Below are 21768 nucleotides of genomic sequence, written 5' to 3' on the forward strand. Positions count from 1 at the left end.
CGTAGAGCACCCCGACCGGTCGCCGTCCGACGATCACCGGCGCGGCCGCGATGGACCGTAGGCCCTCCGCCTTGATCAACGCCTTGTACCGGCTGGTGGTGAACGGGGTGTCGAAGTGGTCGTCCGCCACGAGGAGTCGGCGCAGTTCGGCGGCCTTGCCGCCCAGCCCCTTCCCCGGCTCGAGCACCACCCCGGCGAGCGCGCCCACGGTCTGGCCCTCGAACAGCTCCAGCCCCACGGCACCGGACGCGGCCACCGGGCCGCCGAAGGCGAGCGACACCCCGCTCGCCGCCCGGACGCGGGCGAGAGTGCGCCGCATCCGTGCGTCCAGGTCGCGCATCGACCCCTCCTCGGGGGGTGTTCCGCGACGGCTCCGTCGCGCACCCTGTCGGCAGTCATCGTCGCCGCGGAAGGACCCCCATGACCGTCCAGGAACTCGTGCGCACCTACGGCGCCCCCGACGCGAACGCCCTGCACCTGCTCTGCCGCCGCCACCCGGCGGACGCGGTGGCGTTCACCGTGGTCGAGCCGGACCTCACCAGCCGCGACCTGACCTACGGCGAGCTCGACGAGGCGTCCGGGCGGGTCGCGGCGGGGCTCGCGGCGCTCGGGGTGGGCCGCGGCGACCGTGTCGCCACGCTCATGGGCAAGTCCGCCGAGTTCGTGATCGGCCTGCTGGCGATCTGGCGGCTCGGCGCCGTCCAGGTCCCGCTGTTCACCGCGTTCGCGCCGCCCGCGATCGCGCTGCGCATCACCGGGAACGGCACCAAGGTCGTGCTGGTCGACGAGTCGCAGCAGCCGAAGCTGGACGAGATCGACACCGACGCGCGGATCATCCCGACCGGCGCGCTCGCCGACCTGGACGGCGACGCTCCCGAGCCGGTGGCCGTCGGCGGCGACGGCGTGCTGATCGAGCTCTTCACCTCGGGCACCACCGGCACGCCCAAGGGGGTGCCGGTGCCCCTGCGCGCGCTGGCCGGGCTGCACTCCTACCAGGAGCTCGCCCTCGACCACACCGACGAGGACGTCTTCTGGAACGCCGCCGACCCCGGCTGGGCGTACGGGCTGTACTACGCGATCACCGCGCCGATGGCGACCGGCCGCCGCAGCCTGCTCCTGCACGCGGGCTTCTCCCCCGCGCTGACCTGGCAGGTCCTCGCCGAGTTCGGCGTCACGAACTTCGCCGCGGGCCCCACGGTCTACCGCGCCCTGCGCAGCGACCCCGCCCCGACGCCCGCGGGGCTGCGGCTGCGGCACTGCTCCTCGGCGGGCGAGCCGCTCACCCCCGAGGTCGTCGAGTGGGCCGAGAAGGAGCTCGGCCTGCCGGTGCGCGACCACTACGGGCAGACCGAGACGGGGATGACCGTGGCGAACGCCTGGCACCCGGATCTGCTGGCCGACATCAAGACCGGCTCGATGGGACGTCCGCTGCCCGGCTGGTCGGTGACCGTCCTGCGGTCCGACGTGGACGAACCCGCACCGGTCGGCGAGCTCGGCCGGGTCGCGGTCGACGTGCCGAACAGCCCGTACATGGCGTTCACCGGCTACCGGGACGCCGCGGAGCGCACGGCGGAGCGCTTCAGCGCGGACGGTCGCTGGTACCTGACCGGAGACGTCGCCACCGTCGACGCCGACGGCTACCTCACCTTCGGATCGCGGGACGACGACGTCATCCTCATGGCGGGCTACCGGATCGGCCCGTTCGAGGTGGAGAGCGCACTGCTCAGCCACCCGGCCGTGCTCGAGGCCGCCGTCGTCGGAGAGCCGGACGAGCTGCGCGGCGAGGTCGTCGTGGCGCACGTGGTGACCGCGCCGGGCACGACCCACCGACGACGCCCTCGTCGCCGCCCTGCAGCAGGCGGTCAAGTCGAAGCTCGCCGCCCACGTCTATCCGCGGCGGATCCACTTCGTGTCGGAGCTCCCGAAGACCCCCAGCGGGAAGATCCAGCGCTTCCACCTGCGCCGGACCTGACCCTTCGGAGGGGAGCGCTACTTCTTCTTGGCCGCCTTCTTGGGGGCGGCGGCCTTCTTCGCCGTGCTCTTCTTGGCGGCGGGCTTCTCCGCGGCCGCGGTCTTCGTCGCGGTCTTGGGCGCGGCCTTGGTCGCGGTGGTCTTGGCGGCCGTCGTCTTGGCGGCGGGGGTCTTGGCCGCCGCGGTCTTGGCGGGCGCCTTCTTCGCCGGCGCCTTCTTGGCGGGCGCGGCGGGGGTGTCCTCGGAGAAGGTGCTCGTGGCACGCGCGGCGCGCGTGGCCGGGCGGGCAGCCGTGGTGCGCGAGGTGGTAGTGCGCGAGGTGGTGGACCGGCGGGCGGGCGCCTTCGCCGCGGTCGCGGCCGTGGCCCCGCCGCTGACGGTCGACTTGAACGCCGTGCCGGGCCGGAAGGCCGGGACCGTGGTCGCCGGGACCGGGACCGTCTCACCGGTGCGCGGGTTGCGCGCGACGCGCGCGGCGCGCGCCCTGGCCTCGAACACGCCGAAGCCGGTGAGGGTCACCGAGCCGCCGGAACCGACCGTCTCGGTGATGATGTCGAGCACGCCGTCCACTGCGGACGCCGCGGTCCGCTTGTCGCCGAGCTTCTCCGCCAGGGCCTCTACCAGCTGCGTCTTGTTCATGGCCCCGCACCGTAGAGGCTCCGGACCCGTTGCGCCAGGACGAACTCCTTGCGGCACAACGACAAACGCCGCCCGCTCGGCTGAACGGACGGCGTTTGCCCTGGTCAGGGCGCATTCAGACGGTCACCGGCTTGTGTGCGGGCCGCTGCGACTCGAAGGCCGTGATGGCCTCCTCGTGGCGCAGGGTGAGCCCGATGTCGTCCAGGCCCTCCAGCAACCGCCAGCGGATGTAGTCGTCGATCTCGAACGGGACGGTGATGTCCTTGGCCTGCACGGTCTTCTCGCGCAGGTCCACGGTCACCTCGGTGCCGGGCTCGTTCTCCAGCAGCTTCCAGAGCAGCTCGACGTCCGGCTGTGCGACCTGCGCCGCCACTAGACCCGCCTTGGCGCTGTTGCCGCGGAAGATGTCCGCGAACCGCGCGGACACCACGACGCGGAACCCGTAGTCCATCAACGCCCACACCGCGTGCTCGCGAGACGAGCCGGTGCCGAAGTCCGGGCCCGCCACCAGCACCGAGCCCCGGGTGAAGGGCTCCTGGTTGAGGATGAACGACGAGTCCTGGCGCCAGGCCGAGAACAGCCCGTCCTCGAACCCGGTGCGGGTCACCCGCTTCAGGAAGACGGCGGGGATGATCTGGTCGGTGTCCACGTTGGACCGGCGCAGCGGCACGCCGATCCCGGTGTGGCTCGAGAACTTCTCCATCAGACCAGGTCCTCCGGGCTGCTCAGGGTGCCGCGCACCGCGGTCGCGGCGGCGACCAGCGGGGACACCAGGTGGGTGCGGCCGCCCTTGCCCTGGCGGCCCTCGAAGTTGCGGTTGGAGGTGGACGCGCTGCGCTCACCGGGCGCAAGCTGGTCCGGGTTCATGCCCAGACACATCGAACAGCCCGCGGAACGCCACTCGGCCCCGGCGTCGGTGAAGACCTTGTCCAGGCCCTCCTCCTCGGCCTGGAAGCGCACCCGCATCGAGCCGGGGACGACCAGCATGCGCACGCCGTCGGCCACCTTGCGCCCGTTCAGCACCTCCGCCGTGGCCCGCAGGTCCTCGATGCGACCGTTGGTGCACGAGCCCACGAACACGGTGTCGACCTTGACCGACCGCAGCGGCTGACCGGCCTCCAGCCCCATGTACGCCAACGCGTTCTCGGCCGCGACGCGCTCGTTCTCGTCCACGATGGCCTCGGGATCGGGCACGTTCTCGCCCAGCGGCAGGCCCTGGCCGGGGTTGGTGCCCCAGGTGACGAAGGGGGTCAACGCGTCCCCGTCGACGTCCACCTCGGCGTCGAACACCGCCTCGTCGTCCGTGCGCAGCTCGCGCCAGGCCTCGACCGCCTCGTCCCACTGCGCGCCCTGCGGGGCGTGGTCGCGGCCCTTCAGGTAGGCGAACGTGGTCTCGTCCGGCGCGATCATGCCCGCGCGGGCGCCCGCCTCGATGGACATGTTGCAGATCGTCATCCGCGCCTCCATCGAGAGGTTCTCGATGACGTTGCCGCGGTACTCGAGCACGTAGCCCTGCCCGCCGCCGGTGCCGATCTGCGCGATGATCGCGAGGACGACGTCCTTGCTCGTGACGCCCGGCCGCAGCCGCCCGTCCTTGCTGGTGACGTTGATCGCCATGGTCTTGAACCGCTTGAGCGGCAACGTCTGCGTGGCGAGCACGTGCTCCACCTCGGACGTCCCGATGCCGAACGCCATGGCGCCGAACGCCCCGTGCGTGGAGGTGTGCGAGTCGCCGCAGACGACCGTGGTGCCCGGCTGGGTCAGCCCCAGCTGCGGCCCGACGACGTGGACGATGCCCTGCTCGGCGTGGTTCATCGGGTACAGCCGCACCCCGAACTCCGCGCAGTTCTTGCGCAGCGTCTCCACCTGCGTGCGCGAGACGGGGTCGGCGATCGGGGCCAGCACGTCGAGCGTGGGGACGTTGTGGTCCTCGGTGGCGAGGGTGAGGTCCGGGCGGCGGACGGGGCGACCGGCGAGCCGGAGCCCGTCGAACGCCTGCGGGCTGGTCACCTCGTGGACGAGGTGCAGGTCGATGTAGAGCAGGTCGGGCTCCTGCCCCTCGCCCTTGCGGACCAGGTGCTGGTCCCAGACCTTCTCGGCCAGCGTGCGTGCCACCGCTGCCGCCTCCTTCGTGTGAGCTGCGCGTCTCGGTGGTGGTTTCCCAGGATATGGGACTAAGATATCGAGACGTGAGACAGTCTAGCGGCATCGGCGTACTCGACAAGGCCGTGGGTGTATTGCGCGCGGCGGCGGACGAGCCCATGGGGCTCTCCGAGCTGTGCGAGGCCACGGGCCTGCCGCGCGCCACGGCGCACCGCCTCGCCGTCGGGCTGGAGGTGCACGGTCTGCTCGCCAGGGGGTCCGACGGCCGGTGGCGGCCCGGGCCCACGCTCGCCGAGCTGGCGGGCGGGCACGCGGACCCGCTGCTGGAGGCCGCGAGCGCGGTGCTGCCGCGGTTGCGCGACATCACCGGCGAGAGCGTGCAGCTCTACCGGAGAGACGGCATGCACCGGGTCTGCATCGCCACCGCGGAACCCGCGGCGGGGCTGCGGGACACCGTGCCCGTCGGCACGCGGCTGCCGATGACCGCGGGCTCCGGCGCGAAGGTGCTGGCCGCCTGGGCCGACCCGGCCACGCAGCGGGCGGTGCTGGGCGCGGCGTCGTTCACCGACCGCGTACTGGTCGACGTCCGGCGGCGCGGCTGGGCGCAGAGCGTCGCCGAGCGGGAGTCGGGGGTGTCGAGCGTGTCGGCGCCGGTGCGGGACGCGCAGGGCCAGGTCGTGGCCGCGGTCTCGGTGAGCGGGCCGGTCGACCGGATCGGCCGCCGACCGGGCGTCCGCTGGGCCGCGGACCTGCTCGCCGCGGCGGAGGCGCTGCAGCACCGGCTCTGACTCCGGTCCGACGCCGAGCCCCACCTCTCACCGCTCGTGCGGCCACGCCCGTCGCACGAGGTCCGGGTCACCCGTCCCGATGGCTAACGTGGCGGGCACTCGGGTCGATGGACCCGACGTACCAGGCGCCCCGCTCCCCCGCTCCCCGGCGCCGCGTCAGAAACGGTGAGGATGACTCCCTACCTGCTCGGTGTCGTCGTGGGCACCTCGCGGACCTCGGCCGCCCTCGGCCGCGCCGGCAGGCCCCCCGAGGTCCTGTCGCCCGGCGCGCTGGTCGCCGACCGGCCCGAGGCGGTCGCGGCCGTCGTCCGGCACGTGGCGGACGAGACGGCCGCGCGCGAGGGCCGCGAGGCCGAGCGGATCGTCGTCGCCCACCCGGCGGCCTGGCGCGAGGCCGAGCGCGAGATCGTCGCCGCGGGCCTGCTGGACGCGGGTGTCGCCGCGGCCCTGGTGACCCTGCCGCAGGCCGCCGCCGTGGCCTACGCCGCCGACGAGCGGCTCCACCCGGGCGCGCTCGTCGCCGTCTGCCACGCGGACACCGGGCCGGTCGAGGCCGCCGTCCTGCAGCGGGACGCCAGCGGCTTCTCGCTGCTCGGCCTCCACGAGTCCGCGGACGGCGTGGACGCGGTGCGGCGCGCCGCCGAGGCCGCGGGCGTGGCCGCCGAGGCGCTCACCGCCGTGGTGGTGGTCGGCGGAGCCGGGCGGCTCATCCCACGACTGTCGGACGAGCTGGGGCGGCCCGCGGTCGCCCTGGCCGAACACGCCGTGGCCGAGGGTGCCCTCGGCGCGATCCCGGGGAACGGAGAGATGGTGCAGCAGAGCGGAGAGTTCACGACCCCGCCGACGGGCACCGGCCGGTGGCCGGGCGCACCGACGGCGTACGTGCAGGCCGAGGTGCCCACGCAGTACGACCCCTACGCGGACCCGTCCTACGGGCACTACGCCGCGGGGCCCGACCCGGAGGCCCGCACCGAGGCCCTGCCCATGGACGAGCAGGCCACCCGCTTCGCCCCGGCGCCCGAGCCGTCCGGCGGGCTGTTCGACTCCTACGCCGAGTACGACACCGACCGGCCCCGGAGCCGCTCCCCGCTGCTCGTCGTGGGCGCGGGCGGGCTCGTCGCGGCCCTGGCGGTGATCGGCGCCGTGGCCTTCTGGCCGGACGGCCCGTCGGTCGGCAGCGCCTCCAACCGCGTGGACACCAGCGCGATCGCCCCGCCCCCCACCGAGGCCCCCGTCGCCACACTGCCGCCGGTGGCGGAGGAGACGAGGGGGGCGAGCCCCTCCACTCGCCGTACGACGACGCGGGTGGTGCCCACGACGACGCCGGTCGCCCCGGTCGCCCCGGTCGTCCCGCCGCCCGTCGTCGTGGATCCCCCGGTCGTCACCACGACGACACCTCCGCCGGTTGTCACCACCACCACGACTCCTCCCGTGGTCCCGAATCCGGACCCACCCGCCGAGGAGAACCAGATTCGGCCGCAGAGGTAGGGCTTGCGGGCGCGCCGCCCGCTGACCGACTAGAGGAACCGCTCCAACACCTGTGCCAGCCCGTCCTCCCACACCGGCGCGGTGACCTCGTCCGCGTCCGCCTTGACGGTGCCGGGGGCCTGCCCCATGGCGACGCCCGTGCCCGCCCACCGGAGCATGGCGCGGTCGTTGTCGCCGTCCCCGACGGCGAGGACGTCCTCCCGGGCCACGCCGTGTTCCGCCGCGACCGCGGCCAGCGCCGACGCCTTGCTCACCCCGGTCGGCACCATCGTCACCCAGGGCATCTCGTGGTCCAGGGTGTACTCCGCCCCGGGCACCACGACTCCCCGCATGCCCGCCGCGACGTCGGCGGGTGTGTGGCCGGGCCAGTAGGCGATCACCTTCGGCGTGGGGGTGCCCAGGAGCTCCGCCTCGGGCACGACGCGCACCCGGCCCGCGAGGATCCCGTCCGGGAAGGGGGCGCTGATCCGTTGTCCCACACCGGTCTCCTCGCAGCCGAAGACGGCGCCGGGCAGCGCCGATCCGACCGTGGCGACCATCGGCGCCGGGTCCATCGCGGCGCTGCGCAGCACCGCCCGCGAGGCCGTGTCCAGCACGACCGCCCCGTTCGAGCAGACCGTGAACCCGCTCGTCAGGCCGAGGCTCTCCAAGACGTGGTCCACACCAAGCACCGTCCGCCCGGTGCAGATCATGACCCGCGCCCGCGCGGAGACCCCGCGGACGGCGGCCAGGACGCGGGCGCTCGGGGGCCGGTGAGCGTGGACGGTGGTGCCGTCGATGTCGAGGGCGATCAGACGCGGGGGGCGCACGTCCACCGACCCTACTGCTCGGGCAGCATGAGCCCATGCAGAGCACGCTCCCCCTCCGCCCGCCCGCGCACCGCGTGGACCCGCGGGCCCGGCAGTGGTGGCGGCTGCGCGGACTGGGTGTGGCGGCCGTCGTCGCCCTGCCCCAGCTGGTGGTGGCGCTCGTGCTGGGCGGGCCGCTGTGGTTGTGGGCCACGCTGATCGCGACGGTCGTGGTCGGGGTGGGGTACGCGGCCGTCGTGCCGGAGATCCTGTTCCGGATCCACCGCTGGGAGGTCACCGACGAGGCCGTCTACACGCTGTCGGGCTGGCTGGTGCGGGAGTGGCGGATCGCGCCGATCTCCCGCGTGCAGACCGTGGACACCGAGCACGGCCCGCTGCAGCAGCTGCTGGGGTTGGCCAGCGTGACCGTGACGACGGCGTCGGCGCGGGGTCCCGTCGCCATCCGCGGCCTGGCCACGGCCGAGGCCCGCGAGCTCGCCCGCCAGCTCACCGAGACCACGCAGGCCACCCCCGGCGATGCGACGTGAAGGCCCGGTGACCGACTGGCGTCGGCTCGACCCGCGCATGATCGTGGTCGCGCCGGTGCACGCGTTGATCCGGCTCGTCCCGCTCCTGCTGATCGTGCTGGTCACCGGCCGCTCGGGTGATCCGACACGGGTGTGGATCTCGCTTGGCATCGCGGGGCTCGTCGTGGTCGGCGGCCTGATCCGCTGGCGCACCACGAGGTACCGCATCACCCCGGAGCGGGTGGAGCTGCACAGCGGCTGGATCCGACGGCAGCGCCGTTCCGTGCCGCGCGACCGCATCCGCACCGTCGACCTGACGGCGACGTTGCTGCACCGGGCCTTCCGGCTCAACGTCGTCGTGGTCCGGGCCGCCGAGCACGGCGGCGAGCACTCCGGCCTCAACCTGGACGCGGTCAGCGGCGCGGAGGCCGAGTTGCTGCGTCGCGAGCTCCTGCGCCACAGCGCCGCGCCGTCGGAGGACCCGGCCGAGCCGCAACCCGAACCCGGACCCACCGAGCTCGCCCGGCTCGACTGGCGCTGGCTGCGCTTCGCCCCGCTCACCTTCTCCTCGCTGGCCGGGTTCGGGGCCATCGCCGCGGCGGCCTTCAACCTGCTCCTCGAGCTGGGCGTGACGCCCCGCGAGCTCGGCGGCGCGGCGTTCCGGCTGCTCAACGGCACCGGCTGGACCCTGCTGGTGGTGTCCGCGCTCCTGCTCGCGGTCATCGGCTCGAGCGCGCTCTTCGTGGCGCGCTGGTGGGGCTACCGACTGACCCGCGAGCCGGACGGCACGCTGCGCGTCCGGCGGGGGCTGTTCACGTCCCGGTCGCTGTCGGTCGCCGAGGACCGGATCCGCGGGGTCGGGGTGCACGAGCCGCTCCTGCTGCGGGCGGGTCGCGGGGCGCAGACCAGGGCGCTGGCCGCGGGTCTGGGCCGCGAGCGGCAGGGCGGGGTGCTGCAGCCGCCCGTGCCGCGGGCCGAGGCGCACCGGGTCGCGGGCGTCGCGCTGCAGGCTCCCGATCCCACCCGCACCGCACTGACGGCGCATCCGCACGCGGCACTGCGCCGCCGGTTCACCCGCGCGCTCGGGCCCGCGGCGGGTGTCGTGGCGGCCGCGATCCTGCTCGGCGTCCTGGACCCGACGCGGGCGTGGATCTGGCCGTGGACCCCGGTCCTGCTCCCGCTCGCCGCCCTGCTGGCCCTGGACCGCTACCGCGCACTCGGGCACACGCTCACCGAGCACCATCTGGTGAGCAGGCTCGGCGGGTTCTCCCGCCGCACCACGGCGTTGCAGCGCAACGGGATCATCGGCTGGCGGGTCCGGCAGAGCCTGTTCCAGCGGCGGGCGGGCGTGGTGACCCTGGAGGCGGTGACGGCGGCGGGCGAGGGAGGCTACGAGATCCTCGACATCGCGCCCGCCACCGCCGCCGGGCTCATCGACGCCGTCGGGTCCCGAACAGGCTCCGGCTGATCTCCCGGCCCAGTCCGGCCGCCATCGACCGCATGAACTGCTTGGCCGCGGGCGAGCCGAGGATGTTCTCGATCAGCCCGGGCTCCTCCTTCTCCCGCCGCGGGGGCGGCGGCGCGTCCTGCGCGACCGGCGGCGGGGCCTGCTCGGCCTCCTGCTGCGCCTGCTGCTGGGCCATGCGCGCGGTCAGCATCTCGTAGGCCGACTCCCCGTCGACCGTGGTCCCGTACTTGGCGTACAGGGGCGAGGCCTTGGCCGCGTCCGTGATCGCCGGGCCGCCGATCGCGGCCATCAACGACCGCGGCGCCCGCATCCGGGCCCACGCGACGGGTGTGGGCGCGCCCCGCTCCGACAGGACGGTGACGATCGCCTCGCCGGTCCCCAGCGACGTGAGGGCCTCCTCGAGGTCGTACACCTTGGACGTCGGGTAGGTCTTGACCGTCTTGGTGAGCGCCTTCTGGTCCTCGGGGGTGAAGGCGCGCAACGCGTGCTGCACCCGCGCGCCCAGCTGCGACAGCACCGCGTTCGGGACGTCCGTCGGCAGCTGCGTGCAGAAGAACACCCCGATCCCCTTGGAGCGGATGAGCTTCACGGTCTGCTCGATGCGCTCGAGGAAGGCCTTCGAGGCGTCGTTGAACAGCAGGTGGGCCTCGTCGAAGAAGAAGACGAGCTTCGGCTTGTCGAGGTCGCCCGCCTCGGGCATCTCCTCGTAGAGCTCCGCGAGCAGCCACATCAGGAAGGTGGAGAACAGCTTCGGATTGGCCGCCTGCTCGGCCAGCTCGACGAGCGTGACCACGCCCTTGCCGTCGACCTGGCGGATCAGGTCGGCGGGCTCGAACTCCGGCTCGCCGAAGAACTCCGTGCCGCCCTGGGCCTCCAGGTTGACCAGGGCCCGCAGGATGACGCCCGCGGTGGCCGCCGAGACCCCGCCGATGCCCTTCAGGTCCGCCTTGCCCTCGTCGGACGTCAGGTGCTGGATGACCGCCCGCAGGTCCTTCGTGTCCAGCAGCGGGAGCCCGCGCTGGTCCGCGAAGTGGAAGATCAGCCCGAGCGTGGACTCCTGGGTGTCGTTGAGGTCCAACACCTTCGACAACAGGATGGGCCCGAACTGGGTGATCGTGGCGCGGATCGGGATCGCGCTCGAGCCGCCGCCCAGGCTCAGGAACTCGACGGGGAAGCCCGTCGCCACCCAGTCGTCCCCGGTGTCCGCGGCCCGGGACTGGATCTTCGGGCCGTCCTCGCCGGGCTTCGAGAGCCCGGACAGGTCCCCCTTGACGTCCGCGAGCAGCACGGGGACGCCGGCGTTCGACAGCTGCTCGGCCAACCCCTGCAACGTCTTGGTCTTGCCGGTACCCGTGGCCCCGGCCACGAGGCCGTGCCGGTTCAGCGTCGCGAGCGGGATCCGGACCTTGGCGGTGGGATCGACCTTGCCGTCGACGAGGACGGTGCCGAGCTCCAGCGCCTCGCCCTCGGTCGCGTAGCCGGCGGCGATCTGCTGGGCGGCGCTGTTCACGGTGGTGTCTTCAGCCACACGGCGGAGCCTAGACCAGGAGGCTTACGCTGCGAGCCATGAACGACCGGTTGGTGTGGATCGACTGCGAGATGACAGGTCTCGATCTCCAGCGGGACGCCCTCGTCGAGATCGCGGTCCTCGTCACGGACGGCGACCTCAACGTGCTGGGTGACGGCGTCGACGTCGTCATCCACGCCGACGAGGCGGCGCTCGCCGCGATGCCCCCCGTCGTGGAGGAGATGCACCGCAAGTCCGGGCTCACCGAGGAGATCCGGGCGTCGCGGGTGACGGTGCGGGAGGCCGAGGCCCTCGTGCTGGAGTACGTGCGCGCGCACGTGCCGGAGGCGGGGACCGCGCCGCTCGCGGGCAACTCCATCGCGACCGACCGCGGGTTCATCGCCCGGGACATGCCCGAGCTCGACGCCCACCTGCACTACCGCATGATCGACGTCAGCTCCGTCAAGGAGCTCGCCCGCCGCTGGTTCCCCCGGGTCTTCTACGCCAAGCCCGAGAAGGGCCTCGCGCACCGCGCCCTCGCGGACATCGTCGAGTCCATCCGGGAGCTCGAGTACTACCGCCGCACCCTGTTCGTCCAGCCCCCCGGCCCCACGTCCGAGGAGGCCAGAGCGGCCGCCACCGCGGTGGCACCCCCGGCGTAGAGCCGACCCGGGGCATCACGTACTCTCTACGAGGCCGCCGGGGAAACCCGGCGAACCGATGGTGGGTGTAGCTCAGCTGGTAGAGCACCTGGTTGTGGTCCAGGGGGCCGCGGGTTCAAGTCCCGTCACTCACCCGGGGTCCGCGGACCCCCCTCGCACGACCCCGCGGGAGCGCTGGTACAGTGGATCCCGGTGTCGCGCAAGGGACACCGCACAACAATTCAACACATGCACCGCTAGCTCAATTGGCAGAGCAGCTGACTCTTAATCAGCGGGTTCACGGTTCAAGTCCGTGGCGGTGTACGCAAAGTCCCAGGTCACCGACTCTACCAGTGACCTGGGACTTCTTGTATCAAGATCGAGTGACCGCTTTGGTCGACGCTTATCCGTCCTGATCACCCGTCATCGACCAAGCTCCGTCACGGCGAGCCGCTCCACCGAGAACCACCCGTCTGGACCAGCGGGTCACGGGACGGAAGCAGGGCAGTGAGCGGTCGCGGCAGAGCACACAGCCTCAACACTCGACCGCCACTACGAGTCACTTGCTCTGTCGTGATCCACGAACACCGGCCTCACCTGCCACGCCATGCGAACCGAGGCGGAGATGTCGGACCTCGGCGATACCATGGCCCCATGACCGCCCAGCCCGTCCACCGTGCCGACGCGGTCCCCCCTGCCCCCGCGTCCGCGCCAGCCGAGATCCGCCGCCACCTCCTCCCCGAGGAGGCCGGGCAGTTCGACAGCGAGTGGCGCGCCGCCATGGCCCGCTCCGCCGAGGCCCTCGATCTGACCGAGGTCTACCGCATCCTCGACCGCTGGCGCGACATCGCCGCCATGACCCAAGCCGACCCCGAAGCCCACCGCCACATGCTCCACCGCGCCCAGCGCATCCTCGCCGGACACGACCACGGCACCATCACCGCCGCGCAGCTCCGCGCGAAGATCGCCCGACGCCTCGACACGACCACCGAGGACGACACCCACGGCTGATGTACGACATCACCACCGACGGCGAGGTCGAAGCCCAGATCGACGCCCTGCCCGCCGAGCTCCTCCCCTATCTCGCCCAGCTCTTCGATGTACTAGAACTCGTCCCGTGGAACAGCGACCCGTACAACGAGGCCTTGCCCGGCGGGATCATGCGCAAGCTCCTCTTCGGCCCCACCGGCCGCACCGCAGAGGCGATCTTCCTCATCGTCGAGGACCAACAGCGCGTCGACATACTCCGCATCACCTGGATTCACGGGACTGTCAACTTTCCGGTGTAACTGGGGTTGGTTGAGGGCTATCGGCGTCCGGCGGACAGGCGTCCGTCGAAGGTGATGTCGAAGGCGTTCAGGGCTGGTTTCCAGCGGATGGACCAGCGGCGTTGTCCGGCGCCGGTGGGGTCGAGGCTCATGATCGCCATGTAGACGCACTTGAGCGCGGCGGCCTCGTTCGGGAAGTGCCCGCGCGCCTTGACCGCGCGGCGGATCCGAGCGTTCACGGACTCGATGGCGTTGGTGGTGCAGACGATCTTGCGGATCTCGACGTCGAAGTACAGGAACGGCACGAACTCCGCCCACGCGTTCTCCCACAACCGCACGATGGCCGGGTAGCGCTCGGTGGCCGCGGAACTCCAGGAACCGTTCCATCGCCGCCGCCTCGGTCGGAGCGGTGTAGACCGGCTTGAGGGCCTTCGCGACGGCCTCGTAGTGCTGGCGCCCGGCGTAGCGGAAGCTGTTGCGCAGCAGGTGCACCACGCAGGTCTGGGTGATCGTCTGCGGCCAGACCTGCCCGATCGCCTCCGGCAGCCCCGTCGCAGACGACCATGAGCACGTCACCGACGCCGCGGTTGCGGATCTCGGTCAGCACGTGCAGCCAGTACTTCGCACCCTCCCCACCGGCGGCGGGGTCACCGGCCCACAGGCCCAGGATGTCGCGCTGCCCGTCGACGGTGACGGCGAGCGCGACGGCACGAGCTCGTCCACCCCGGGCATGCGGCGCTGCCGCTTGGCCACGATCTTCGGGGTGAACGGGCCATCGCGGTCGCGGGGGACCTCGATCTGCACCGGGCCGGCCTCGGTGAGCACAGTCTTGGCGCGGTGTCCGTTGCGGGAGTTCCCGCCGTCACACCCGGCCGGGTCGTGCGCGTCGTTGCCGAGGTGGTCGGTGATCTCGCCCTCCAACGCCGACTCCAGCACCCGCTTGGTCAGCGCAGCCAGTAGCCCACCCTCACCGGTCAGGGCGAGCCCGCTGGCGCGGGCTCGCCCGGCCAGCTGGGCGATCAACTGCTCGTCGAGGGCATCCAGCCCGCCCAACACAGCAGACGTCGGCGCAGCCTCGCCGCCGTCCAGCGCGTCGAGGTCCACACGCTCACCAGCAGCGAGCTCGGTCATCGGGTCCACACTCCATGATCGGAGTTACACCGATGTTCTTACAGTCCCCGCAGCTGGCAGCGGCAAGGTTCATGTGCGGGTCGTGCCGCTGAGGGCTCCGGGGCCCGAGCCCAGCGCTCGCTGACCGATGGCGACGCGCTCAGCTCACCGTGGTCCGGCCCGCCTCCACGGCGGCGAGGACGTCCTCGACGGCCTTGATCACGATGGGGGCGTTCTCGATCATGATGTTGTGGGCCGAGTTCGTGTTCGTGATGTGCTGCGAGCCCGGGTACTCGGCGGCCAGCTTGGCCTGGGCGGCGGCGTTGGTGCGGTCGATGACCTGGCCGAAGTCGCGGGGCACCCACGGCGGCAGGAAGCCCTCGTCGAGGTACTGGGGCACGAGCTGGTCGAACTTCACGCTGGCCTGCAATACGACGACCGGCTTCGGCGACGGTGGCACCTCGACCTCCGCGGCCTCGACCTGGTCAAGGCTGTGGTCGAAGTCGTACTGCTCCATGTCCGGATAGGCGGCGAGCTGCTCGGGGGTGCGGTTGTTGGCGGGCACCCAGATCGCCCATTCCTCAGGGGTCATCGAGGCGCGCAGCTCGGGGGACAGCACGTCGATGAAGACGATGCCCTTCACGTCGTCGGGGTGCTCGGTGGCGAACACCCGTGCGATGTTGCCTGCGAAGGAATGGGCGGCGATGACGTAAGGGCCCTCCATGCCGAGGGCGCGGATCACGGAGTCCCAGTCGCGGGCGCCGTCCTTCGGATCGGTGGGCTGGGCGACCGGCGTGCTCCTGCTGGGTGCACCGTCCAGGTACTGGACGCCGGGCCGGTCGAGGGCGCAGGTCCGGGTCTGCGCGCCGATGGTGTCGTAGACGTTCGGGCCCTCCTGCTCGGGTGCGTGCCAGAGATCGGACGCGGTGCCACCGCCGGACATCAGCAACACGGTCGGCGCTCCGTCGGTGGCCTCGCCGTGGCACTCGACGTAGATCGTGCGACCGCCACCGATGTCGACGTTCTCGGCGACGGTGGCGCTGCTCGCCGCGCGGGCGGGTGTCGAGCACGCCGTGCCGAGCACGGCGAGGCCGAGGACGGCTCCGAGCAACGCCAGCGGGAGTCGGGCGGGTCTCATGGTCGGTTCCTCTCGAAGGTGGCGGAGTGGTCGCCGAGCGCGCGTCGGGTCCGCTCGTACCAGGCGGGGTCGACGATCTCGTCCTGGTCGCGCACCGACGACGGGTCGTAGGCGGGGTCGAGGCAGTTGACCTCGCCCTCGAACCCCTCCGGATCGTGGAAGCGCAGCGAGAGCATCGGGCCCAGGCGCCGGATGTCGCCGCTCGATGCGCCTGCGGCGACCAGTCGGTCGCGCAGCGCGACCAGGGCGGCCTCGTCGGCGACGCGGAACCCGAAGTGGTCGAGGCGGCCCCGCTCGAACATCGGGGCCCCGGAGGTGTCCGGGGCGTAGCCGGGCACCTCGAAGACCTGCAGCATGGCGTCGCCTGCGTGGACCACCGCCTGCCGGGCCTGGTCTCGGCCTACGCCCACCACCAGGGTGGTCTCACAACCGAGGATGTCCTCGTAAAACGAGCGGAACAGGTCGAGGTCGGCCGTCACCACGGCGATGTGGCTCATCCCCGTCGGACCACTCTCTGCACCCGTCCCCATATGGCGGAGGCGTTCACCCCCGTGGAACGAATCGTTCCGCGAGCGCCTAGGAGACTGCCCAGGAGAGCGCCGCGCCGGGAGGCGGGAGGTAGAGGCAGTGCCCGCCCGTCCGCACCGACTGCTCGAGGTGCGCGCCCAGCATCGGCGCCTGGTCGGCGATGGCGGCGATGGCACGACGGAGGCTGCGGACCACGTTGATGCGGGCCCGTTCGGCGTCCGATCCCGACGGCCGGTCGCGGCCGCCGATCCCGACGGCCCGGCGCAGCTCGCGCAGCAGGGCGTCCATCTCGACCTGGGCCCGTTCGCCGCGCACCGGGTCCCCGCAGGCTTCGGCCGCATCGATCTCGGTCTGCAGCTGGTGCAGGCGGCGGCGGTACTCGCGCTTGGCGCGGGCGTCGAGGCTCGGTCCGAGGTCGGCCGCCGTCGGCGTCTCCAGGTGGCCGGCCAGCTCGAGGGCGCTGACCTCCACGGTGGGTGTCCGCAGCAGGCGGGCGAGCTGGCCGAGGCCGTTGCTGTCGGACAAGCGGGCGTCGCCGATCGGGGAGGTGAGTACCCAGAGAGGGCCGTCGCGCCGCATCGACGCAGGCCGGCCCGGAGCGGCTCCGACACCGCTCGGACGCTCGATCCCGCTTGTCAGGGCGAGGGACGCGGCCTCCGCGCGCAGGGCCGAGGGATCGTCCGTTCCGCAACCCGCCCGCTCCACCGCGTCGGCCAGGTGGTCGAGGCAGTGGACCAGGAGCGGTGGCGACGGCATGGCGCGGGCGGTCGCCACCGCGTCGCGGGCGTGGTGGACGGCGGCCTCGTGGTCGCCGTCGAGGCAGGCTAGGCGACCGAGCACGTCGTCGACGGGGAGCCCGGCGCTGTGCCCGCCGCCGACATTGAGCAGCCCGGCGTAGGGCAGCAGCGCCCGGTAGGCGGCCGATGCGTACCGGGCGGCACCCGCGCGGGCCACCGTGTCGGCGAAGACCCGTAGGAGGTGGTCCCCGGTCATCACCCGCAGCAGCAGCTCGGGGGCGGGTCCGTAGCGGTGCAGCATCTCCTCGACGGCGGCTTGGTCGCCGAAGAGCCACCCGCCGAAGCCCTTCTGCACCTCGAACACGGGCGAGGGGACGTCGGCCAGCATCTTCGCGGTGATCGCGTACAGCTCCTCGGCGCGGGCATCCGGCCGGCGGTAGAGGTCGACGAGCATCACCCGATGCATCGACTCGACCCCGAGCACCACCACCGGTTCGGTATTGCCCTCGCCGACGCGCGCTGCCTCCTCCATGGTCGCCACCGCGGCCGCCCGGCTGCCGCTCAGGGCGAGGAGCGTGGTGCGCGAGATCAGCGTGCTCTGGCGCCACGACGGCGACGGCAGCACCGCGGCGAGCACCTCGGCCCGACCGAGCGAGTGGGTGGCGGCGGCCAGATCACCGCGGTTGAGGTGGAATCCTGCGGTGCGCTGGTAGCCCGCCAAGGCGAGGTCCGCTCGGCCTGCCCGCTCGGCCAGGCGCACCACCTCCTGTCCCAGCGCCACGCCGGCGTCGACCTCAGGTCGGCCTGCGGCGGTGATCATCTGCTTGACCAGCATCTGGGCGATGAGCACGGGATCGTCGGTGGCGCGGGCGACGGCGACTGCCTCGGCGGCCCATGCCTGCACCCGCTCGCCGGCATCCGGATCGGCGCCGCCGACGGTCGTGAGCCTGCCGAGCAGCATCGCCCGCAGGTGCCGCTCGTGGGGCGGCAGGGCGGCGAGGGCCTGCTCCAGCCGACGCACCCGAGGGAGGTCGGGCACGAAGGCGGCCGCCCAGAGGTCGGCGCCGATCTCGGCCCGGGCCCGCACCACCGGGTCGTCGCTCTCCCGAGCCAGCTCCGCCGCCTCCCGGTAGAGCGTCAGCGCCTGTTCGAGGTCGCCGAGCGACCCGAGCACCTCGGCCAGGTCGAGGGCCACCCGCGCCCGGAGCTCGCTGCGGTCTCCGGAAGCGGCTTCCCGGGCGTCCCAGAGAAGGGCGGCGGCCTCGGCGGGCGCACCACCGAGCACCAGCTCGGCCGCCACGGAGATTGCCCTGTCGACGTCGTGCTCACCGGCACTCGACCGCAGCCGGTGGGTGATGGCCGCGGCCCGCGCGGCGACCCCGGCGACCGCATCCCAGGCCGCGGCCAGCCGGTCGTGCGCCCCGCGAGAGTCGGCGAGGCTCCCGGCCGCGTCGGCGAACAGGGCATGGCGGAACCGGACGCCCGTCGGACCGACCTCGTCGAGCACGCCGGCCGCGAGCGCCGGCTCGAGCCGGCGGACGAGCACATCGGGTGCGGAGGATCCGGCCGCGGCGAGGACGACGAGCGGACAGGCCGAGCCGGCCACGGCGGCGAGGGCCAGCGCCTCCCTCGTGTCGGCGTCGAACCGGTCGAAGGCGCGCCCCACGACCTCTCCGATCACGCCGTTCACGCTCGAGCCGTCCGGGGAGCGCACCAGCTCCTGCACGAACATCGGGTTGCCGCCGGTGCGGGCGTGGAGGTCGGCGGCGTCCACCTCACGCGCGGCCTCGAGGGCGGCGAGTCGCCCGACCGCCTCGACGTCGAGCCCGCCCAGCCGCACCACGCGGGAGACCCGACGCAGCCCGTCGAGGCGCGGCATGTCGGGCTCGTGGTCGCGGCTGGTGGCCACGAACGTCACCGCGGCGTCCCCGAGGGTGCGCGGGAGCTGCCCCAGCACCCAGATGGCCGACGCGTCGGCCCAGTGAAGGTCTTCGAGCACGACGAGCGCCGGTGCAGAGGCGGACAGGGCGTCGGCCAGCGACTCGAGGTGGTCCCACCGGCGGACCTCGGCAGGGAGCGACTCGTCGGTCGACGGCTCCACCCCCACCGCGCGGGCCACGCCCCGCCAGAGCTCCATCGGCTGGCGCCACGTCGGGTCGGCCTCGCCGCGCAGGACCCGGGTGCCTGCAGCTCGGGCCATGTCGGCCGCCGCATCGGCCAGCCTGGTCTTGCCGATGCCGGCCTCGCCGATCAGCAGGGTGATCGTCGGGCGCCCGGCCTGCGCGGCGTCGAGCGCCTGGCATACCCCGTCCAGCTCACGGTCCCGGCCGACGATCACGCCGACGGTCGCGGGCCATCTCACCTCCCCCGACGCGCCCACGGTCCGATCGTGTCAGAGATCGCACAGGGCCGTCGATGACCGACGACGAAGCTGCGCGCACCGCGTCCCGGGCAGACGCACGTCGTGGATGCCCGGAGCCGGCCCCGGGCATCTCGTCGGCTGCGGCACCATGGGCCTGTCACTCCGGCCGCGGGAACGTGCCTCAGTCGGCGACACCGCCGGGCCGACGAGCGACGTCGACGGCGTGGCAGCCCGTGCGGCTGCGCGACCGCGTCATCCGCGGGTACTGGTCCATCGACATGGAGCCTCTCCTGACCACCGCCCGACGCCGACTGCCCGCACTCGCCAACGAACTCCGCGACGCCCTCGCCGCTCTCCCCGCAGGCGACTGAACTGGGGCGCCAGACCGTTTGCGGGGCCATGACCGCGGCCCACTGTCTGGGCCGCGACCACACCGCCCTGCGGGGAAGGAACGTACTCGTGGCGGGTGGCGCGGGAGCGGTCGGGCACTACGCCATCGAGTTCGCGAAGCACGCCGGTGCGCAGGTGGTCACCACGGTCAGTTCGGCCGAGAAGGCTGAGCTGGCGAGCGCCGCCGGCGCCGACCATGTGATCGACTACAAACGGGAGGACGTCGCCACTCGGGTCCGCGAGACCGTCGGCACGGTCGACCGTGTCGTCGAAGTGGCCTTGGGCGCGAACATCGAGCTCGACGTCGCCGTAGCAGCGCCGGGCGCGATCATCTCCGTGTACGCACGGGAGCCGGAGAACCCCCGCATCCCGGCCAACGACCTGATGGCCGCGAACGCTGTGATCAGCTTCGAGCTGCTCTACGAGTTCTCTGAGGCCGAGCTGACCAGCGCGATCGAGTGGACCACGGCGGCATTGGCCGCCGGCGCGCTCACGCCCCTCCCCGCGACGGAGTTCGCGCTGGAGGACATCGTCGATGCCCATCTCGCTGTCGAGAACGGGGCGATCGGCAAGGTCATCGTCCGCCCCTGACACGAGGCCGACGAGGCCGCTCTCCAGGTCACCGCTCATGCTCGGCCACCGTGTCTCCGCACGATCACCACACAAGATCGCCAGCGCCATGATGTGTGCTTGAGCAGCAGGATGACGGTTCGGGGATTCAGGGAGATCACCCGACTCCCCTCCAGCGGGTTCTCCGTTCAAGTCCGTGGCGGTGTACCACGAGCCCCAGGTCACAGCAGGTTGGCAGTGACCTGGGGCTGTGGTTCTTAGATCAACTCGACGCCTGTCCACGGTGATCACCCGTCTTCGCCCGTGAGCGACGGTCGTCGAGAAGATCACCGGTCGGACCGGCGTGCCTCAGAGCCCCAGCTTGTCGGTCCCGCCCGGCAATCTCCGCTCATGAACGCCGACCGGGCACGGCGAGGACACTCTCGTGCGGGTCACGGGCGGCCACCCCGTACTCATCGGCCGAAGGCGTCGGCGAGGAGGTCTTGCTCGCGGAGCTGGTCGACGAGTCTGAGCGGCTCGTCCCTCATCGAACAGGGCGAGCCACCCGTCGCCGTCCGGCCCCTCCACTGCCCCGTTCTCGCGGGGCGAGAGGCGGGGTCATCCGACTGGCCTCGTACCTCGCGCACGAGCTGGCGCCGTGGAACATCCGGACGAACAGCATCTCCCCCGGGTGCGTCGCGACACCGAGAGGCCTGAACTTCTACGGCGCCGAAGGATCCGCGGACCGTCAGGTGGTACTGAACGCCCAGCTCACCAAGCGGCTCGGCGAACCCGACGACATCGCGAGCGCCGTCGTGTACCTGGCCTCCGACGAGGCGTCGTGGATCAACGGCCTGAACCTTGCCATCGACGGCGGCCATCACGCCTCCGGGGGAGCGGGCACGGCCGACGCGAACGACGTGGCCGTCCACTCCCCGAAGACGGCAGCGTGGTCGACGGTGGACCACTGGACGACGTCGGGCGCACGGGCGTAGCGCAGGACACGGGACGTCCGGAGGTCGGCCGTGGGCAGCGGTCATCGAGAAGACCGCCGGTTCGGACTACTGAGATGACCCGCCCGCCCGTGGGGCGCAGCCGAACTCATGGACGAGGCCGCGGCGGGCAGTGTGGCGACCGGAACCGAACCGGCTCCTTGCGGTTCCGGCGACGGTCCGCCCGACCCACGGCGAGGGCGGCTTGCGCGGGGGTGCGCGCAAGCCGCCGTCGGAGCGTCGGTCTCAGGGGACGAGGATGGCGCGTCCTCGCACGCGGCCCTTGTCCAGGTCGGTGATGGCCTGTTGGAAGTCGTTGAGGGCGTAGCGCTGGGTGTGCAGGGTGACCAGGCCGCGTGCGGCGAGTTCCATGAGGTCGCAGAGGTCGTTGTAGCTGCCGACCAGGTTGCCCACCACGTTCTTCTCCGCCGAGACCAGGTCGATCGTCGGCAGGTTGAGGTTCTCCCCGTATCCGACGACGTGGTAGTCGCCGGCGGGCTTGGTCATCGCCAGTCCCTCGGCGGTGCTGCCGCCCTCGCCGACGAAGTCGACCACCACCTCCGCCCCGCCGAGCGCGAGCACCTCGTCGACGTGCCCGCCGTCGGCCACGATGCCGAGGTCCGCGCCGATGGACTCGGCCAGCTTCACCGCGTCGGGGTTGCGGTCCAGTACGACCAGCCGGGCCGGGCTCAGCGCCTTCAGCACCTGGATCCCGATGTGCCCCAGGCCCCCGGCGCCGATCACCACGCAGGTGTCTCGCGGGCCGAGTCTGCG

At 72.6% G+C, this 21768-nt stretch carries 18 protein-coding genes, 2 tRNA genes and 3 pseudogenes; 12 read left to right on the forward strand and 11 right to left on the reverse strand.

All coding sequences use genetic code 11. The annotated features are described in order from the left end of the window. Positions 1–13: 13 nt before the first annotated feature. A pseudogene (locus tag BLS43_RS32145) lies at positions 14–340 on the reverse strand (helix-turn-helix transcriptional regulator); the annotation flags it as partial. An 80-nt stretch (positions 341–420) separates the two neighbouring features. On the opposite strand from BLS43_RS32145, the pseudogene BLS43_RS24280 reads away from it, so the two are divergent. Further along, a pseudogene (locus BLS43_RS24280) lies at positions 421–1767 on the forward strand (AMP-binding protein); the annotation flags it as partial. A gap of 222 nt (positions 1768–1989) precedes the next feature. Here BLS43_RS24280 and BLS43_RS24285 read toward each other — a convergent pair. The 3 genes from BLS43_RS24285 to leuC all read right to left on the reverse strand — a co-directional run bounded on the left by BLS43_RS24285 (position 1990) and on the right by leuC (position 4725). After that, entirely contained in the window at positions 1990–2610 is a 621-nt protein-coding gene (locus tag BLS43_RS24285) for an HU family DNA-binding protein (protein WP_093089019.1), read from the reverse strand. A gap of 115 nt (positions 2611–2725) precedes the next feature. Then, complete coding sequence (gene leuD, locus BLS43_RS24290; protein ID WP_093089020.1) at positions 2726–3313, reverse strand: 3-isopropylmalate dehydratase small subunit; 588 nt, start codon at positions 3311–3313, stop codon at positions 2726–2728. Beyond that, positions 3313–4725: a 3-isopropylmalate dehydratase large subunit gene (gene leuC / locus BLS43_RS24295; RefSeq protein ID WP_093089021.1), complete on the reverse strand. Its 1413-nt coding sequence runs from the start codon at positions 4723–4725 to the stop codon at positions 3313–3315. Before leuC ends, leuD begins: the two co-directional genes overlap by 1 nt. 74 nt (positions 4726–4799) lie before the next feature. Here leuC and BLS43_RS24300 point away from each other — a divergent pair, with 74 nt between their 5' ends. Together BLS43_RS24300 and BLS43_RS24305 are read left to right on the forward strand one after the other, a co-directional pair. Next, positions 4800–5501 carry an IclR family transcriptional regulator gene (locus BLS43_RS24300; RefSeq protein ID WP_176921514.1) on the forward strand — a complete coding sequence of 234 codons (702 nt, stop codon included), beginning with the start codon at positions 4800–4802 and terminating at the stop codon, positions 5499–5501. A gap of 171 nt (positions 5502–5672) precedes the next feature. Then, positions 5673–6989 (forward strand): hypothetical protein, encoded by a 1317-nt coding sequence (locus BLS43_RS24305; protein ID WP_093089023.1) that lies wholly within the window; start codon positions 5673–5675, stop codon positions 6987–6989. Between the two features lie 29 nt (positions 6990–7018). Here BLS43_RS24305 and BLS43_RS24310 read toward each other — a convergent pair whose 3' ends face one another. Beyond that, a complete protein-coding gene (locus BLS43_RS24310) occupies positions 7019–7798 on the reverse strand; it encodes an HAD family hydrolase (protein ID WP_176921515.1) in 780 nt (259 codons plus the stop codon). A 35-nt stretch (positions 7799–7833) separates the two neighbouring features. Here BLS43_RS24310 and BLS43_RS24315 point away from each other — a divergent pair, with 35 nt between their 5' ends. Further along, complete coding sequence (locus BLS43_RS24315) at positions 7834–8325, forward strand: PH domain-containing protein (RefSeq protein ID WP_093089025.1); 492 nt, start codon at positions 7834–7836, stop codon at positions 8323–8325. Between the two features lie 7 nt (positions 8326–8332). Further along, complete coding sequence (locus tag BLS43_RS24320; protein ID WP_176921516.1) at positions 8333–9772, forward strand: PH domain-containing protein; 1440 nt, start codon at positions 8333–8335, stop codon at positions 9770–9772. Here the strand turns inward: BLS43_RS24320 and BLS43_RS24325 are convergent. Continuing rightward, a complete protein-coding gene (locus BLS43_RS24325; RefSeq protein WP_093089027.1) occupies positions 9735–11300 on the reverse strand; it encodes a helicase HerA-like domain-containing protein in 1566 nt (521 codons plus the stop codon). The two genes, BLS43_RS24320 and BLS43_RS24325, sit on opposite strands and share 38 nt — an antisense overlap. A 38-nt stretch (positions 11301–11338) precedes the next feature. Between BLS43_RS24325 and orn the strand changes: the two genes are divergently transcribed. The 5 genes from orn to BLS43_RS24350 all read left to right on the forward strand — a co-directional run bounded on the left by orn (position 11339) and on the right by BLS43_RS24350 (position 13209). Next, entirely contained in the window at positions 11339–11941 is a 603-nt protein-coding gene (gene orn, locus BLS43_RS24330; protein ID WP_093089028.1) for an oligoribonuclease, read from the forward strand. 61 nt (positions 11942–12002) lie between these two features. Beyond that, positions 12003–12075 (forward strand) — tRNA-His (locus BLS43_RS24335). Between the two features lie 96 nt (positions 12076–12171). Then, positions 12172–12244: transfer RNA gene (locus tag BLS43_RS24340), tRNA-Lys, on the forward strand. Between the two features lie 330 nt (positions 12245–12574). Beyond that, positions 12575–12931 (forward strand): DUF6247 family protein, encoded by a 357-nt coding sequence (locus tag BLS43_RS30195; protein ID WP_176921501.1) that lies wholly within the window; start codon positions 12575–12577, stop codon positions 12929–12931. Then, on the forward strand, positions 12931–13209 hold the full coding sequence (locus tag BLS43_RS24350; protein ID WP_245707760.1) for a hypothetical protein: 279 nt from the start codon (positions 12931–12933) through the stop codon (positions 13207–13209). Before BLS43_RS30195 ends, BLS43_RS24350 begins: the two co-directional genes overlap by 1 nt. 17 nt (positions 13210–13226) lie before the next feature. Here the strand turns inward: BLS43_RS24350 and BLS43_RS24355 are convergent. The 4 genes and pseudogenes from BLS43_RS24355 to BLS43_RS24370 form a co-directional block, all read right to left on the reverse strand. Then, positions 13227–14319: pseudogene (locus BLS43_RS24355) on the reverse strand (IS256 family transposase). 139 nt (positions 14320–14458) lie between these two features. After that, entirely contained in the window at positions 14459–15436 is a 978-nt protein-coding gene (locus BLS43_RS24360) for an alpha/beta fold hydrolase (RefSeq protein WP_093089030.1), read from the reverse strand. Then, the gene (locus BLS43_RS24365) at positions 15433–15933 is read right to left on the reverse strand and encodes a VOC family protein (RefSeq protein ID WP_218129990.1); all 501 of its coding nucleotides are present in this window, start codon (positions 15931–15933) and stop codon (positions 15433–15435) included. Before BLS43_RS24365 ends, BLS43_RS24360 begins: the two co-directional genes overlap by 4 nt. 79 nt (positions 15934–16012) lie before the next feature. Next, complete coding sequence (locus tag BLS43_RS24370; RefSeq protein ID WP_093089032.1) at positions 16013–19081, reverse strand: AAA family ATPase; 3069 nt, start codon at positions 19079–19081, stop codon at positions 16013–16015. Between the two features lie 381 nt (positions 19082–19462). On the opposite strand from BLS43_RS24370, the gene BLS43_RS24380 reads away from it, so the two are divergent. Continuing rightward, a complete protein-coding gene (locus BLS43_RS24380) occupies positions 19463–20044 on the forward strand; it encodes a zinc-binding dehydrogenase (RefSeq protein WP_093089034.1) in 582 nt (193 codons plus the stop codon). Between the two features lie 461 nt (positions 20045–20505). Beyond that, positions 20506–20997 carry an SDR family oxidoreductase gene (locus tag BLS43_RS24385; RefSeq protein ID WP_176921517.1) on the forward strand — a complete coding sequence of 164 codons (492 nt, stop codon included), beginning with the start codon at positions 20506–20508 and terminating at the stop codon, positions 20995–20997. Between the two features lie 243 nt (positions 20998–21240). Here BLS43_RS24385 and BLS43_RS24390 read toward each other — a convergent pair. After that, positions 21241–21768: zinc-binding dehydrogenase (locus tag BLS43_RS24390; RefSeq protein ID WP_143030201.1), on the reverse strand; the 528-nt coding region annotated here is incomplete at its 5' end.

It is taken from the genome of Pseudonocardia oroxyli, from assembly GCF_900102195.1.
GTDB classification, from domain to species: domain Bacteria; phylum Actinomycetota; class Actinomycetes; order Mycobacteriales; family Pseudonocardiaceae; genus Pseudonocardia; species Pseudonocardia oroxyli.